The sequence below is a fragment of the Streptomyces sp. NPDC021020 genome (assembly GCF_044333285.1).
Taxonomy (GTDB): domain Bacteria; phylum Actinomycetota; class Actinomycetes; order Streptomycetales; family Streptomycetaceae; genus Actinacidiphila.
On sequence record NZ_JBIRQQ010000006.1, the window covers coordinates 152,034 to 167,609 of the forward strand.

A 15,576-nucleotide genomic window follows, 5' to 3' on the forward strand; every position below is an offset into this window, starting at 1 on the left:
CAGGCTCTCGCGTCAGCCGTCCCCGTGCCGCCCGGGGGCGGCACCGCGTCCGGGTGCTCGGGGCGCTCGGGCTCGCCCTCGCCGGGGGTGTGCTGGCCGGCGGGCAGGCCGTCGCCGTCGGCCTGCCCTGGTCCGCGCTCGGCGGGGGCGCCGACCGGCTCTCGGTGGCGTACGACGACGGCAGCGGGCAGGTCAGGACGTTCACGCTGAGCTGCGGCACCGCGGTCCGGGCCGAGCAGCTCGACGCGTGCCGGCAGCTCGACGAGCTGGGCGGGCCGCTCGCCCCCGTGCCCGCGGGGCAGATGTGCTCGATGATCTACGGCGGCCCGCAGACCGCGCACGTCACGGGCGTGTGGCGGGGCGAGCCCGTCGACGAGACCTACCGCCGTACGAACGGCTGCGAGGTCGCCCGCTGGAAGCGCATGATCCCCGCGCTCCCCGCGCCCACCGCGGGCGGCCCCCGCACCCTCGCCGCCTGAGCCGCCCGAACCGCCTGAGCCACCTGAGCCGCCCGAACCGGGCGCGCGGCGCGACCGCGCGCCCCCGCCGCGCGCCGCGTGCGCCGTGACCGACGCCACACAAGCCCCGCACACATCCGAACCCCTATACGCACAGCCCCACATGGGCATCCGCCGCCCCGCCCCCGTGGCCGACACGTACACTCGCTCTAGTGACATGACCCGGGGGTGGCGGCAAGATGGGCCGCCCGGAAATCGGCCAAGGACGGCCGACGTCGCCGGCCGGTGCAGGCGGGCGGCAGGCCGGCCGTGTGCGGTGCCGGCGCCCGGGGCGAGAGCAGTGCGGTGACCAGAGAGGACGCGTCTCGTGAGCAGCAGGCCATCCCGAGGCGCTGCTCGCCTCGCCTCCATACTCGACGCCCTCCCGGACGCCCTGCTCCTGGTCGACGTCAACGGCACGGTGGTGAACGCCAACGCGATAGCGCTGGAGACTTTCGAGTCGCCCGGCACCGCGCTCGTCGGCCGCGGCCTGCTCGACCTGCTGCCCGGATTCGACTCGAAACGCATCCCCGGCTCCATGCGCAGCCCGCGCGAGGCCGCCGAGGACACCCGCACCAAGCCGACCCGGATGGTCGCCCGGCGCACCGACGGCACGGAATTCCCCGTCGAGGTGACCAGCGCCAACCTGGAGGACGGCCGCACGCCGTACGCCGAGTACGGCGACGGCGTGCCGCACTACACCGGTGACGAACTGCTCATGCTCGTCGTCCGCGACCTGACCGGCACGGTCGACACCGAGGCCGAACTCGCCCGCCAGCAGCGGCAGACGGAGATGATCCTGCGCGCCGCCGCCGAGGGCGTGGTCGGCGTGGACACCGCGGGCAAGGTCGTGCTGGTCAACCCGTCGGCCGCGCAGATCCTCGGCTACCGGGCCACCGACCTGGGCGGCAAGGAGCTGCATCCGCTGGCGCACCACTCGCGCCCGGACGGCAGCCCGCTGGCGTACGAGGAGACCCCGCTCGCCGACACGCTGCGCAGCGGCCGCAAGCACCGGGTGCGCGGCCAGGTGCTGTGGCGCAAGGACGGCACCGCGGTCCCGGTGGACCTGACGACGGCGCCGGTGCGGGACGGGGACCAGCTGGTCGGCGCGGTCATGACCTTCACCGACCGCACGTCCTTCGACGCACTCGCCGCCCGTACGGCGCAGTTGCGCGCGCTGCTCGACACCTCGCTGCGCGGCCCGCTCGCGGAGCTGCGCAGCGAGCTGGTGGGGCTCGCGGCCGACCCGGCGGGGCAGCTGTGGCCCGAGGCCAACCAGATACTGCACCACCTCGCGGCGGGCTACGCGCGCATCACCACGCTCATCGACAACGTGCTGGCCTTCCAGCGGCTGGACCGCGGCGAGGAGAAGCTGCGCCGCGCGGACGTCGGCCTGGACCAGGTCATCGCGGCGGCCGTCGAGGGCGCGACCGAGCTCATCGGCCCCGGGCGCGCGCAGTTCGCGGTGCACGCGCCGCCCATCCGGGCCGCGGTGGACGGCGAGCGCATGGCGCAGGCGCTGGCCCACCTGATCGCGGACGTCGCGGGCATCGACTCGGCCGGCAACGCGCAGGCCTTCGCGGGCGACTCGACGATCGTGGTGGCCGCGGCCCCGCGCGGCGAGGTCATCCGCATCGACGTGCGCGGCCCGCACCCCGGCGGCGACCCCGTCCACCTCCCCCTGGCCCGCGGCATCGTCGAGCGGCACGGCGGCGTCCTCCAGACCCACGAGGTCCCCGGCGCGGGCAGCGCGTACGTCCTGGAGGTGCCGGCCGGCAAGAGCGGCTCCACGGACGACGCGAGCGGTACGCGGGCGGCGGCCTCGGACACCGAGCCGGCGCACTCCGGCGCGGGCGCGGCGCCCCGGGGCACCCGGCGCGCGTCCGGCGAAGGGAACGCGCCCCACGAGTCCGAGACGACCGTGATGCCGGTCTCGACGGAGCCGGTACGCGGCACGCACGGCCCCGGCGCCGACGGTACGGGCAAGCCGGGCGGCGACGCGGCCGCCTGGTCCGCACAGGGCCAGGCCCAGATGCAGGCGCAGGCCGCGGCGCAGGGGCAGCCCGCCGGGCAGGGCCACCCGCAGGCGCACGCCCTCGGCCAGCCGCACGCCCCCCACGCCCCCGAGCAGGACGCCGCCCCCACCGGACGCCGGCGCGCGCTCCGCCGTCCGGAGGGCCGCCCCGAGCCCGTGCCCGCCGCGCCGGTGGCCTCCGCGGAGCCCCCGCAGCCCCAGCCGACCGGCCGCCGCCGCGCCCGCGCCGAGGAGCCGCAGGCCACCGCCCCCGGAGCCGAGCGCGCCGAGCTGCCGCCCGTCCCGATCCCCAACGCCCTCCCGGCGGCGGCCCAGGACACCCCCGGCGCGCAGCAGCACCAGCTCCCGCCCGGCCCGCAGAACGGCGGCAGCAGCCCGCTTGGCCACCAGGACCCGGCAGGCGACGCCGGCGCGCACGCCGACCAGAACGGCCAGACGGGCCAGAACGGCCAGGGCGGCCAGAACGCGCGCCGCCGCGCCGCCCACCGCGCCCCCGAGATCCCCCAGGCCCCCGAAACCACCGCGCCCGCCGAGCCCCAGACCCCGGCACCCGTCCCGGCCCCCGGCTCCGGCCTCGCCCCCGTACCGCCCCAGCCGCAGCCCCCGGTGCCCGCGCCCGCACAGCAGCCCGCGCAGCAGCCCGTGCCGCACGCCGTCCCCGCGCAGCAGCCCGCCCCCCAGTCGTGGCCCGACGCCGGGCAGGCGCTGCCGGCCACCCCGCAGGCCTGGCCCAGCGCGCCCGGCCAGCCCGGGGCCCCCACGCCTCCGGCGTCCCCCGCGGCCCCCGCCGCCGAGACGCCCGCGCTGCCGCCGGCCACCGAGTGGCCCGCCGCCCCGGGCAACGGCGGCGGCAACCGCCCCGCCCTCGCCTCGCCCCCGCCGCAGCTCCCGGGCCCGGCCGCGGGCCAGCCGCAGGACCCGACGCACAGCACGTACGGCCGGGCCATAAGCGTCCGCACCCTCGGCCAGGGCGTCTTCGCGCCGGGCCCGAACGGTCAGACGGACCCGCAGGGCCTGCCCGCCGAGGTCGCCGCGGGAGGTTCCGGGCGCCGCCGCCGGCTGAGCCCCGACCGCACCGCCGACGACGCGCCGTCCACCCGCAGCCTCATCCAGCAGGTGCCGAGCCAGCCGCACGGTCCGGGCGGCGAGAGCCAGGCGCGCCAGCACCCGCAGGCCGACCCGGACAGCGGGCAGCTGCCCGTACGCCGTCCCGACGCGCAGCCGACGGCGCCCGCTCCCTCCGCGGAGGAGGAGACGGCGCTGCTGCGTCCCGTTCCCGCGGCGCCCGCGGCCGTGGCCGTACCGCCCGTGCAGCCGCCGGGCCGCTCGTACGCCATAGGCGCGCCCGCGGCCGGTGCCGCGGAGGGGCCGGAGCCGCTGGACGGGCCGAACGGCGCGGTCGACGTCACCGACATGGCGGACGACCGGCTGGAGGAGCCGCTGGACGAGCCGCGCCGGCTGCTGGTGTGGCCCGAGCCCGACGTCTCGACGCGCCAGGCGCTCACCGACCGCGGCTACCGTCCGGTGATCGTACGATCGCGCGAGGAGGTCGACGCACAGGTCGCCGAGCCGCCCGCCGCGCTCTTCGTCGACCCGCTGACCGGGCCGATCACGCGTACCGCGCTCCAGGCGCTGCGCCAGGCCGCAGCCGCCGCCGATGTCCCCGTGCTGGTCACGGCGGGTCTCGGGCAGGCGACCCGGGAGGCGGCGTACGGCGCGGACCCGGCCGTGCTGCTGAAGGCGCTCGCCCCGCGCGACAGCGAGCAGCACCCGCCGCGGGTGCTGCTCGTCGAGGGCCACGAGCCGATCGCGCAGGCCTTCGCCGCCACGCTGGAGCGGCGCGGCATGCAGGTCGCGCACGCCGGCTCGGAGGCCGAGGCGATGACCAAGGCCGCGCAGGTCCACCCCAACCTGGTGGTGATGGACCTGATGCTGATCCGCCGCCGCAGGCAGGGGATCGTCGACTGGCTGCGCGGCCACCAGCGGCTCAACACCACGCCGCTGGTCGTCTACACCTCCGCCGACATCGACCCGGCCGAGCTGCCGCGGCTGGCGTCCGGCGAGACGGTCCTCTTCCTCGCCGAACGCTCCACCAGCACGGACGTGCAGTCCCGGATCGTCGACCTGCTGGGCAAGATCGGTACGTGAGACGGCGGGCCGGTACGTGAGCCCCCGCTCCGGCGAGGCTCAGCCGCGGGCCACGCGCAGGTCCGCGCCCGCGCGGCGGGCGCTGGTGATCGCGATCCGGTTCCAGGTGTTGATGGAGATGATCTTCGCCAGCAGGTGCGCCAGCTCCGTCTCGTCGAAATGCGCCGCGGCCTCGTCGTAGACGTCGTCCGGCACCCCGCCCTGCGAGACGAGCGTGACCGCCTCGGTGAAGGCGAGCGCCGCCTGCTCCTTGGGCGTGTAGAAGTGCCGGGCCTCGCGCCAGGCCGCGAGCAGGTACAGCCGCTCCTCGCTCTCGCCGTGCTTGCGCGCGTCCTTGGTGTGCATGTGCAGGCAGTACGCGCAGCCGTTGAGCTGGGAGGCGCGGATCTCGACGAGCTCGGCGACGGTGGGGTCGAGCCCGGCGCGGGCGGCGGCGTCGAAGGCGATCTGCGCCTTGAAGGCGGCGGGGGCGTGCTGGGCGAGTTCGAGCGTCCGGGCGGGGGCGGTCGCGGTGGTGCCGGCGGGCTGCTGCGTCGTTGTCGTCGTCATGCATATGAGCCTAGGGAGCGCAGTGACCTGACGTAGAGTGCAATTTCGTGGACGATACGCGGGTCAATTCGCTGTCGGGTGACGTGAATACGGCTGCGGACGCCGGTCCCGGATGGGCGGAGGCGGCCGGCGGGCTCGGCCGCGACCTGCATCTGGAGCTGGCCGCGCGGGGCGGGGGCCGGGGCGGCGGCGGGCGGCGGGCCGCGCTGACGACGGCGCTGCGCGAGGCCGTACGCGGCGGGCGCCTCGCGCCGGGCACCCGGCTGCCGCCGTACCGCTCGCTGGCCGCCGATCTCGGGATGGCCCGCAACACGGTCGCGGAGGCGTATGCCGAACTCGTCGCCGAGGGCTGGCTGTCCGCCCGCCAGGGCTCGGGCACGCGGGTCGCCGACCGGCCCGCGCCGCCGATCGCACCGAGCGGCCCGCCGCCCGCGCCCGCCGCGCCGCCGCCCGGCTCCCGTCCGGTGCACGACCTGCGCGAGGGCATCCCGTACACCGCGTCCTTCCCGCGCGCCGCCTGGCTCGCGGCGACCCGGCGCGCGCTCGACGCGGCGCCCAACGACGCCTTCGGGCCCGGCGATCCGCGCGGCCGGATCGAGCTGCGGCGCGCCCTCGCGGACTACCTCGCGCGGGCCCGGGGCGTGCGGACGTCGCCGGAGCGGATCGTGGTGTGCTCGGGTACGGCGGGCGCGCTGCGGCTGCTGGCGTCGCTGCCGCGGCTGCGGTCGGCGCCGCTCGCTGTCGAGGCGTACGGGCTGGCCTTCCACCGCCGCCTGCTCACGGGCGCGGGCCTGCGCACCACGCCGCTTCCGGTCGACGGCCGCGGCGCCGATCCGGCGGGGCTCGCGGCGTCCGGCGCGGGGGCCGTACTCCTCACACCCGCGCACCAGTTCCCTACCGGCGCGGCCCTGCACCCGGACCGCCGGGCGGCGGCGGTGGGCTGGGCGCGGGCGGCGGACGGGCTGGTCCTGGAGGACGACTACGACGGCGAATTCCGCTACGACCGGCAGCCGGTGGGGGCGGTGCAGGGACTGGACCCCGAACGCACCGTCTACCTGGGCTCGGTGAGCAAGAGCCTCACCCCGGCGCTGCGGCTGGGCTGGATGGCGCTGCCCGCGCACCTGGTGGCGGAGGTGGTCGCGGCGAAGGGCGAGCGGGAGCAATGGGCCAGTGCGCTCGATCAGTTGACGCTCGCCGCCTTCATCGAGTCGGGCGGCTACGACCGGCATCTGCGCGGCATGCGGCAGCGCTACCGGCGCCGCCGCGACCAACTCGCCGCGGTGCTCGCGGAGCAGGCGCCGCACATCCGGGTGACCGGCATCGCGGCGGGCCTGCACGCGGTGCTCCGCCTCCCGCCGGGCACGGAGGCGGCGGTGGCCAGGGCGGCGGCCTTCCAGGGCATCGCGCTGGGCGCACTGCGGGATTACCTGCATCCTGACGCGCTGCCCGCCGCCGCGGAGTCGGGCGACGGGGCCGGGGCCGGGTCCCTGTCCGGGTCCACGTCCGCGTCAGATTCCCGGTCCCGGACCGGGTCAGGGTCGGGCATCCCGGCGGACGGCCTGGTCGTCGGGTACGCGGCCCCGCCGGACCACTCCTTCACGGCCGCGCTGGCCGCGCTGTGCGGGGTGCTGCCGTCCGGCTGAGGCCGCCGCCTGCGGGGCGGGACCTCAGAGCCGCGTGACGTCCAGCTCGCCGTCGGCGTACGACTTGCGGATCACCTTCTTGTCGAATTTCCCGACGCTCGTCTTCGGCACCGCGGGAACGACCGCCCAGCGCTCGGGCACCTGCCAGTGCGCGATCCGCTCGGCGAGGAAGTCCCGCAGCTCCTGGTAGCCGGTGCTCGCGCCCTCGGCCAGCACCACCGTGGCGAGCGGGCGCTCGCCCCAGCGCTCGTCGGGCACCGCGACGACCGCTGCCTCGGCCACGTCCGGGTGGGACATCAGCACGTTCTCCAGCTCGACGGACGAGATCCACTCGCCGCCGGACTTGATGACGTCCTTGGCGCGGTCGGTGAGGGTGAGGAAGCCGTCCGGCGAGATGACGCCGACGTCCCCCGTGCGCAGCCACCCGTCGGGGCTGAACTTGTCCTCGGGCCGCAGCGGCTCCGCGCCCGCGCCCCCGTAGTACGCCCCCGCGATCCACGGCCCGCGCACCTCCAGCTCGCCCGCCGACTCGCCGTCCCACGGCATCACGGAGCCGTCCGGGCCGATGAGCCGCGGCTCGACGGAGGCCGGGAAGCGGCCCTGCGTGATGCGGTACGCCCACTCCTCCGCCTCGCTCTCCAGGCCGCCCGGCGGCAGCGCGACCGTGCCGAGCGGCGACGTCTCCGTCATGCCCCAGGCGTGGCAGAGGCGTACGCCCAGCTGCTCGTCGAAGGCCTTCATGAGCGAGGGCGGGCAGGCCGAACCGCCGATGGTCACCCGGGTGAGCGAGCTGACGTCCCGCGGCTTGGCCGTCAGCTCGGCGAGCAGACCCTGCCAGATGGTGGGGACGGCGGCGGCGTGCGTGGGCCGCTCGCTCTCGATCATCTCGGCGAGCGGGCCCGGCTGGAGGAAGCGGTCCGGCATGAGCAGGTTGACCCCGCTCATGAAGGCCGCGTGCGGCAGCCCCCACGCGTTCACGTGGAACATGGGCACGACCGGCAGGCTGGTGTCGTGGTCGGTCAGGCCCATCGACTCCGCGCTGCCGACCTGCATGGAGTGCAGGTAGACGGAGCGGTGCGAGTAGACGACGCCCTTGGGGTCGCCCGTGGTGCCGGAGGTGTAGCACATGGCGGCCGCCGCGCGTTCGTCCAGCTCGGGCCAGTCGTAGCGGGCGGGGCGGCCGGCGAGCAGCTCCTCGTAGTCGTGCACGGCGGGGCGGCAGCCGTCGAGCAGCGCGCGGTCGCCGGGGCCGACAACCACGATGTGCTCCAGCGGCTCCAGGCGCGGCAGCAGCGGGGCGAGCAGCGGCAGCAGCGAGCCGTTGACCAGCAGCACCCGGTCGGCGGCGTGGTTGACGATCCAGGTGAGCTGGTCGGCGGGCAGCCGCAGGTTGAGGGTGTGCAGGACCGCGCCCATGGAGGGGATGGCGAGGTAGGCCTCCATGTGCTCGCAGTTGTTCCACATGAGGGTCGCCACCCGGTCGCCCTCGACCACGCCGAGGCCGTCCCGCAGCCCGTTCGCGAGCTGCACCGCCCGCACCCCGACCTCCCGGAAGGTCCGGCGCTGCGGCTCGGCGTCACCCGTCCACGTCGTGACCCGCGACCTGCCGTGCACCAGCGTCCCGTGCACGAGGATGCGGGTCACGGTCAGCGGGACGTCCTGCATGGTGCTCAGCACAACGGGCCTCCGGCGGGGCTCACGGGATCGGCGAGGGTTTCCCGATTGTGCTGGCATACCGGGTGGTATGTCACTACCCCCTGCGGGGGGCCGCGGCGGCCTCAGGCCACGCACAGCTCCAGTTCGGGGTCGTCGCGGAGCTTGCCGAGGGCGCGCGAGACGGCGCTCTTGACCGTGCCGATGGAGACGCCCATCGCCTCGGCCGTCTGGGCCTCGCTCATGTCCTCGTAGTAGCGGAGCACGACCATGGCGCGCTGGCGCGGGGGCAGCCGGGATATCGCGCGCAGCAGCGCGTCCCGCTGGGCCTGCTGCTCGGTGAGGTCGGGCGTGCCCGCCGTCGTGGGCTCGGGCAGCTCGTCCGTGCTGAACTCGTCGACCTTGCGCTTGCGCCACTGGGAGGTCCGCGTGTTGACCAGGGTGCGCCGCACATAGCCGTCGAGGGCCCGGTGGTCGTCGATCCGGTCCCAGGCCAGGTAGGTCTTGGTCAGTGCCGTCTGGAGCAGATCCTCCGCGTCGGCGGGGTTGGGGGTCAGGGAGCGCGCGGTGCGCAGCAGCGTCGGGCCCTTGGTGCGGACGTAGGCCGTGAACTGCGTTGTGCCGGCGCGGGTGCACACAGGCGTGGTCATGGCTCAACGCTAGGCGCCGGGGTGGCCCGCGCGGATCGGCCGCAGGTGCCGAAAGGAGATCACCCTCAGGTCGTAGGCCGGGGGTTTGCCCCACCCCCCGAGGGGGGAGCCGGGCCTCAGGGTCGGACGGGGGGTACACCCTCAGTTGTACGGCAACCCGCTCCACCGGCGCGGATCCGGCACCCTCCCGCGGGCGCCTCCGGGGGGTGGCTCACCTGCGGGGTGGCGGTCAGTCGACGATCGCGACCGGCGCGTCGATCAGGTCGCGGTCGACGGTGAGCTGCTTGCCGCCGTGCGTCTCGGTCACACTGCCCGTGTACTGGTGGATCCGGGCGTGCGAGGCCCACGCGTCGGCGGCGAGCACCGGCTCGTCGGTGAGCGTCGCGTCCACGCCCCAGCGGGCGTACCAGACGACGTCCGGCAGGTCGCCGACACCCGCCCGGCGGGCCGTCTCCATGTGCCGGATGCCGGAGTCGGCGCTGCTGTAGAAGCCCGCGAGGTAGCCGGCGGCCTGGACCTCGCGGTCCCAGCCGCGCACGAAGGCGAGGGTCGCGGCGGCGCAGTCCGCGTCCTGGATGTCGTAGGCCTCCATGTCGAGGTAGAGCGGGCTGCCCTTGCCCAGGCCCAGCGCCTTCGCCGCGGCGAGCGCGTCCCCGCCCTCGGTGCCGCCCTGCGCGGCGGCGAGGAGCGGGTCGATGCGGTACGGGTTCTTGTTGGTGCCGTTGACGCACGGGCTCTGCGAGCCGACGTAGATGGGCAGCAGGCTCCAGCCGTCCGCCGTGGTCTGCCGGACCCAGTCGGTCGTGAGGTGGAGCTGGCTCTTGCAGGCGCGGGCGCGCCCGCCGAAGTAGATCCCGACGGCGCGGTAGGCGGTGGAGGCGCGCCAGGCGCTCATCGTCGCCAGGTCGGGCGCCTGGCAGGTGTCGAAGCCGCGCCCCTGGAAGATCCGGGGCGCGGTGTCGCCGCGGTTCGCCCATAGGGCGTCCGGCGCGGCGGCGGCGCTCATCGCGGGGAGAAGCAGGCCGGTCATCGTCAGGGTGGCCACCAGGAGGCGGCGGACATAACGGATGAATCCACTTCTGTCGCTCATTTCAGCGAGTCAACGCGGGCAAGGCCCGCGGTACACGCAGACACGCCGCCGCACACCCGTCTGCGGCGGATTCCGCCCCCCTGCCCCCTCGGGCCCCACCACCCCCTCCCCGCACTACTTGTCCACAGCCTGTGGACAGCCCCCCGGTGGGCGCGCGACGGCACGGGGGGACCGTCGCGCGCCCGGACCCGACTCAACCGGCCGGCGAGCGCCTCGCACACCGGGGCCGGGTCGATCGGAGGGTCACCCGAACCAGAGCGGCGAGAAGTGGACGTTCGCGGCGTCCTGGTCGATGGCGGTGAACCCGGAACCGGCCACGTTCGCCTGGTTGTCCTGGTTCGACGCGCCGGGGCCGGTGGCCACCTGCTGGGTCGTCGTCACATTGCCGAAGTTGTCCCCGACGACATTCCCCCCGGAATTGCTCACGACCGTCGCGGCCGACTGGCCACCTGCGAAAGCGCCGTCGTCCGCCGCGGCGGTGCCCGCCGCGAACAGCACCGCCGCCACGGGCAGCGCCGCCACGGCGGCCAGGACACGGACGGTACGGATGCTTGCCATGGTGTTCCCTCCCAGGAAACAGAATTCCCGACTCGGACCTGCTGTCTGCGGCGGAGCGGCCGGCCGACCACTCCTCCCGCCCCTCTGACGGCGTCGCCAAGATCAGATTGCCCAGCGCACTCCGCCCGATGCGCCCGCGTACTCCTTTTCCCTCCCAAGCGTGACGATCTGTCCGCAAACACCCCTGATGCGTCTTTCCGGATCACTGCGGAGGCGCGGCGCGCGCCTCCCCTCTATCCAACGAAACCGCAGGTCAGGCCTTCTTCTGGAGCCAGTCGCGGTAATGCGTGGGCGCGATCCGGGCGTCCGGGCCGCCGATCAGCGCGTCGCCGTCGACCGCCGCGAACATCCCCGCGGTCCCGTCGGTGACGACCTCGCGGCCGTCGCCCTTCAGCTCCAGCGTGAGCCGCCCGAGGTCGTCGAGCGTGAAGACGTCCGGACCCGCGATGTTCCGGACGCCGTTCAGCGGCGCCCCCGTCGCGACCTCGCAGACGGCGGCCGCGACGTCCGCGGCGGCCATCGGCCGGACCGGCGTCGCGGGCAGCCGCACCGTCCGCTCGTCGGAGGTCCACGACAGCACCGCGTCCATGAACTCGAAGAACTGCGTGGCCCGCACGATCGAGTACGGCGTCGGCCCCTGCCGCAGCAGCTCCTCCTGCAGCACCTTGGCCCGGTAGTAGTCCAGCCCCGGCACCTGGTCGACACCCACGATCGACAGCACCACCTGGTGCCCCACCCCGGCGCGCTCGCCCGCCGCGAGCAGGTTGCCCACCGACGTGCGGAAGAACCCGGCGGACTTGTCGTCAAAGGTCGGCGAGTTCGTCAGATTGACCACGACCCCGGCCCCCCGCAGGGCCTCGTCGAGCCCCTCGCCGGTGATCACGTCAACCCCGGTGGACGGCGACGCGGCCACAGCCTCGTGACCCGCGTCCGCCAGCATCCCGACCACCTTGGAGCCGATCAGCCCCGTTCCGCCGACGACGGTGAACTTCATCGCTGCCACCTCTCGCGCGCCCCGCGCACTGACTCGGACCTCCGTTGTCCGAGTCAAGCGGAAGCACCGCGCCTCCGCACGGCGGCGAAGGGCGGACGTGAAGATCTCCGCCAGGGCCGAGTGGGCGCGCTGCCCTGCTCCGTCGTGCGGACGACCGCGAGCGAGCCCGTCCCGGCGGCGCGGCCGGCCGAGCTGCACGACGTCTTCGCGAGCTATCCCGCCAAGCAGCTCCGGGCCCCCTCGCCGCGGCAACCGATGCCTGCGCCCGCCCCCACGCCATCACCCGCGCGACGGCGAGCACGGACACGGCGTGGCGCGCGACGCTCCGGGGTAAACCCGTCGCCGACCTCGCCACCGAGCTGACCGGCGACTACGGCCCGGAAGCACTCCCCGCCATCGGAGCCTGGCTCAACGCGGGAGCGTACGCGTCAGGACTTGTGACGCCGACCGGCCCGCGCGCTCTGTCCCGCACGCGTGGGCCTCGCCAACCGCACGTCCCGCTCGTCACCGGCCGCGAGCGGACCACAGGTTGACCACAGCCCCGCAGGAGCGGGGAGGACGGGGGGCAGCCCGAGACGGTGGGGACCGGGAGCAGCCGGGCCACTCCGATCGGTCATTGCAGGATGCTCAGCTTGGCGGCGACGAGTTCGGAGCGGGTCAGCTCCAGCAGTCGGCCCATCCAGTTCCGTCCCTCGAGCCCGCGTTGCCCCCAAAAGGCCGATCCGACTTCGGTGTAGATCAATCGGGTGGCACCTGTGGCCATCAGCGTCTCGGCGAACTCGGGGTGCTGCTGGAATTTCGCGCGGAGCAGCTGGGTCATGACGGCGACGCGAACCTGGGGCCAGTCGTCGCGCAGGGTGGAATCCTCGGCGAGCTTCTGCGCGTCATACGGCCTTTCTGCACCAAGGACCTCGGTCTGTCGGTGTTCATCGGCAACCGCCAGCGCCCAGTAGGCGTGCGAAACCGTGGGGTAGGTCCGGCCGCCCGTGACGATCGGCGCAGGGAACTCGTTGCGCAGCACAAGGATGCCCGGGTCCTCGGGCCAACCGCCCGGGTAAACCACCTGGTTGACATGAACGCTGCTCTCGACTGGTTCAGTCGGGCCGTCCGCGGGTGTCTTTGTCTCGTGCTGCTTCCGAAGCTGCTCGCGCTCCGCGAAGTACTCCACGGCGGAGGCGTGCATCTCCTCAGTGACATCGACGGTCTTCCCGTTCCACAGCTCGATCTGGTTCCCCGGACCGGTCACGATCACCCGGAGCGGGAAGTCCTTGCGGTCCATGTCACCCAGGGCATATCTCCGCAGGTGTTCCGGGATAGCTTCGTAGGCATCGCGAACAGCGGTCCGGTTGGCCTCGGTCGGCTGCCGGCGGAAGACGTCGACGGCGGCGAGACAGCGGCGGGTGGAGTTCGGACGGCCGTTGAGGTTGTCGATGTCGTCGCGGACCTCGCCGAGCAGCATCTCGGGGGTCAGCCAGCTCTTCGGCTCGGCGAACGTCCACGAGGCGAGGTGGTGGGCCGACGCCCGGGCGCCTTCGGGTAGCTCTGTGGCGACCCATCCGGAGGCGAGCTTGCCGGCGAAGCCCTCCAGGGTCTCCAGCCCCCAGCAGTCGACCATTCCGTCGGCGTAGATCAGCAGGTCGGTGAGGAAGTACTTCCCGCCGTTGCGAATGAAGGCATGCCGCCAGGTGCCCTCAATGCGCTCGCCGTCCACGCTCCGCCATGTCCGCTGTCCTATCGCCATGCGCAGCAGGGTAGTTGTTCGCACTCCCCCAAGATCGGGATGTTCCGGCTGGGGTTATTTCAGACAGCTCAGCGCACTTGATCGCCTCCGGCCGCGTCCACGACCACAGCAAGGTGTGCGCACTCGCCGTCCTTGGGGCCGTTGCGCAGTGCTGCGATGTAGTTCTCGCCATCTGCCGCAGACGAGGGCCCTAACCGGAGTACAGGGCGAACCAATCCGGTCCACGCCTGGTCCCCACACGCAGTGGTGCACGGCGGTCCGCAGCGGACCGCCGTGGGACGGCGAACGCACAGAGCGGGTGCCCCGGACTCCGGGGCACCCGCTCTGGCCTGCTCGTACTGCTAGCTGTGCGGAGGCTGTGGGATTTGAACCCACGGTGACATCGCTGCCACGACGGTTTTCAAGACGGATTCGCTAATGGGCCGACTTGCGATGTAGTGCTCTTTCGCTCACCGTACGCGGTTGCACGGTCCACGCCTGGTCCACTGGGCGGCGACCACCGGGGTGCATTGGCTTGTCCGTGAAATCCGCCAACTCGGGTCCCTGCCCACCAAAATCCTCGACCCAAAAGCCACAAAAAGGAAAATGAGCAGCAATCTAGTACAATAGTCGCCAAAATGGACCGCCGTGGGCCATCGAATTCGCCGCAACCATAAACTGGCCCAGCGCCCGGCCCGTCTCACCGCCATGGATTCAGTGCCGTCGACATGCAACTCGGGCACCCGCCGACCCTGGCGCTGCGATTCGAGGGTCGACTCAGGCGCGCGACTCCTCACAGCCCCGCATAGATGGCATGCGCGAAACGGCCGGGCCGTCCCACAGCGTCGCCTGGGGCCGTCCTGTTGGTCAGCCATCTACAACACAACGAGCCGGTATGTCCAACTACACCTCCGTCAGCGACAGTTGAGCTACCCTGTCCATGCAGACGGCCACCAGGCTCAGGTCCGACGACTTGACCAAATTGGTGGTGCTCACGCCCCGTTTACAACGACCCGGGACGTTTGCCGTCAAGCACACGACACGTGCGTGCAAGTTGATCAGTAATGTCTTGCCTGTAGTTTTGTTGATTTTTACTACCTGAGTTTCGGCGTCGGCGTGGAACTCAGTTCGAACCACTATCAGTGGGTCGAACTGAGCGCGCTCGCTTGAGTTCGGCCCCTCCTTATCTGAAAGGCGGCCGAACCAGTGGATTCGATCGTGATTCTTTGGGTTCTTGCCTGGTCAGGCGCCCTGTCGATCTCGATCTTCGTACTCAAGGGAATCCTGGACCAACTCCCTCCGTTAATTTTCTCGTGGCGAAAGCTTCTACTAGCGGTTCGTGGAAGTAACTCAGTTCCCCCATCAACGTCCGAAGACGCAAGGTGTCGCGACGACGACACCGGTGAACTGCGCTGACCTAGTCGAGCCCTGCACCGTCTGAGGCTCCGCGTGGATGCGGGGGCAAGAGCAGGTCACGTTCCTGATGACCTCCACCAAGCACGGAGCCACTTACGCCCAGGTCGACACGGGCGGATTCGTGGAAGGCGTTGATCGCCGCGAAAACCTCGCGGTTGCGGTCGCGCCAGTCAGTGAGGGTGCCGGGTTGCTTGCCGGTGGCCTGCCAGTCGACCGCGCGGGATGCCGCGTTGAGGTCGTGGGCCGCCTCGATGACCTCGTCGCCGGCCAGGAGCATGATGCGTTCGAAGGCGCGGCCTTGTAAGCGGATGGCGTCGGCGAGTTGGGCGCGGAGCTGGGGCTCGGGGTCGTCGCTGGCGCGGATGCCCTCGCGGTGCTCGTACAGCTCGACCGCGAGGAAGACGGCGGCGCGGACGCGGTCGACGTAGTTCTCGTAGGCGTCGAGCTTGCGGTCGTCCCAGCGGGTCAGCTGCTCGCGGCGGATCTTCTGGCGCTCGGTCCAGTAGTTGGTGAGGTACGTGGTCATGGCGCCGAGGAGGACGGCGGCGATCGTTAAGAGCTGTTCGGACGTGCCCATGGCGTTCCCCCGCCCCCGAGTCATCAAGACGTCTTGAGGATTTTAG

General features: G+C 73.2%; 11 protein-coding genes. 3 read left to right on the forward strand and 8 right to left on the reverse strand.

What is annotated here, in order from left to right:
* Window positions 1–53: 53 nt before the first annotated feature.
* Together ACH4SL_RS19300 and ACH4SL_RS19305 are read left to right on the forward strand one after the other, a co-directional pair.
* Window positions 54–479: an SSI family serine proteinase inhibitor gene (locus ACH4SL_RS19300; protein ID WP_398446988.1), complete on the forward strand. Its 426-nt coding sequence runs from the start codon at window positions 54–56 to the stop codon at window positions 477–479.
* Window positions 480–825: 346 nt separating this feature from the next.
* Entirely contained in the window at window positions 826–4,680 is a 3,855-nt protein-coding gene (locus ACH4SL_RS19305) for a PAS domain-containing protein (RefSeq protein WP_398446990.1), read from the forward strand.
* A 39-nt stretch (window positions 4,681–4,719) separates the two neighbouring features.
* On the opposite strand, the gene ACH4SL_RS19310 is transcribed toward ACH4SL_RS19305, so the two are convergent.
* Window positions 4,720–5,229, reverse strand: coding sequence for a carboxymuconolactone decarboxylase family protein (locus tag ACH4SL_RS19310; RefSeq protein WP_398446992.1), 510 nt, complete (start codon window positions 5,227–5,229; stop codon window positions 4,720–4,722).
* Window positions 5,230–5,312: 83 nt separating this feature from the next.
* Here ACH4SL_RS19310 and ACH4SL_RS19315 point away from each other — a divergent pair, with 83 nt between their 5' ends.
* Window positions 5,313–6,872, forward strand: coding sequence for a PLP-dependent aminotransferase family protein (locus ACH4SL_RS19315; RefSeq protein WP_398447793.1), 1,560 nt, complete (start codon window positions 5,313–5,315; stop codon window positions 6,870–6,872).
* Between the two features lie 24 nt (window positions 6,873–6,896).
* On the opposite strand, the gene ACH4SL_RS19320 is transcribed toward ACH4SL_RS19315, so the two are convergent.
* The 7 genes from ACH4SL_RS19320 to ACH4SL_RS19350 all read right to left on the reverse strand — a co-directional run bounded on the left by ACH4SL_RS19320 (window position 6,897) and on the right by ACH4SL_RS19350 (window position 15,530).
* The gene (locus tag ACH4SL_RS19320; RefSeq protein WP_398446994.1) at window positions 6,897–8,549 is read right to left on the reverse strand and encodes a long-chain fatty acid--CoA ligase; all 1,653 of its coding nucleotides are present in this window, start codon (window positions 8,547–8,549) and stop codon (window positions 6,897–6,899) included.
* 101 nt (window positions 8,550–8,650) lie between these two features.
* The gene (locus ACH4SL_RS19325; protein ID WP_398446996.1) at window positions 8,651–9,175 is read right to left on the reverse strand and encodes a SigE family RNA polymerase sigma factor; all 525 of its coding nucleotides are present in this window, start codon (window positions 9,173–9,175) and stop codon (window positions 8,651–8,653) included.
* Between the two features lie 229 nt (window positions 9,176–9,404).
* Window positions 9,405–10,265, reverse strand: coding sequence for a DUF1906 domain-containing protein (locus ACH4SL_RS19330; RefSeq protein ID WP_398446998.1), 861 nt, complete (start codon window positions 10,263–10,265; stop codon window positions 9,405–9,407).
* Between the two features lie 243 nt (window positions 10,266–10,508).
* A complete protein-coding gene (locus ACH4SL_RS19335) occupies window positions 10,509–10,823 on the reverse strand; it encodes a hypothetical protein (RefSeq protein ID WP_398447000.1) in 315 nt (104 codons plus the stop codon).
* Window positions 10,824–11,076: 253 nt separating this feature from the next.
* On the reverse strand, window positions 11,077–11,817 hold the full coding sequence (locus tag ACH4SL_RS19340; protein ID WP_398447002.1) for an SDR family oxidoreductase: 741 nt from the start codon (window positions 11,815–11,817) through the stop codon (window positions 11,077–11,079).
* Window positions 11,818–12,430: 613 nt separating this feature from the next.
* Complete coding sequence (locus ACH4SL_RS19345; RefSeq protein ID WP_398447004.1) at window positions 12,431–13,558, reverse strand: NADAR family protein; 1,128 nt, start codon at window positions 13,556–13,558, stop codon at window positions 12,431–12,433.
* Between the two features lie 1,396 nt (window positions 13,559–14,954).
* On the reverse strand, window positions 14,955–15,530 hold the full coding sequence (locus ACH4SL_RS19350) for a hypothetical protein (protein ID WP_398447006.1): 576 nt from the start codon (window positions 15,528–15,530) through the stop codon (window positions 14,955–14,957).
* Between the last annotated feature and the right edge of the window lie 46 nt (window positions 15,531–15,576).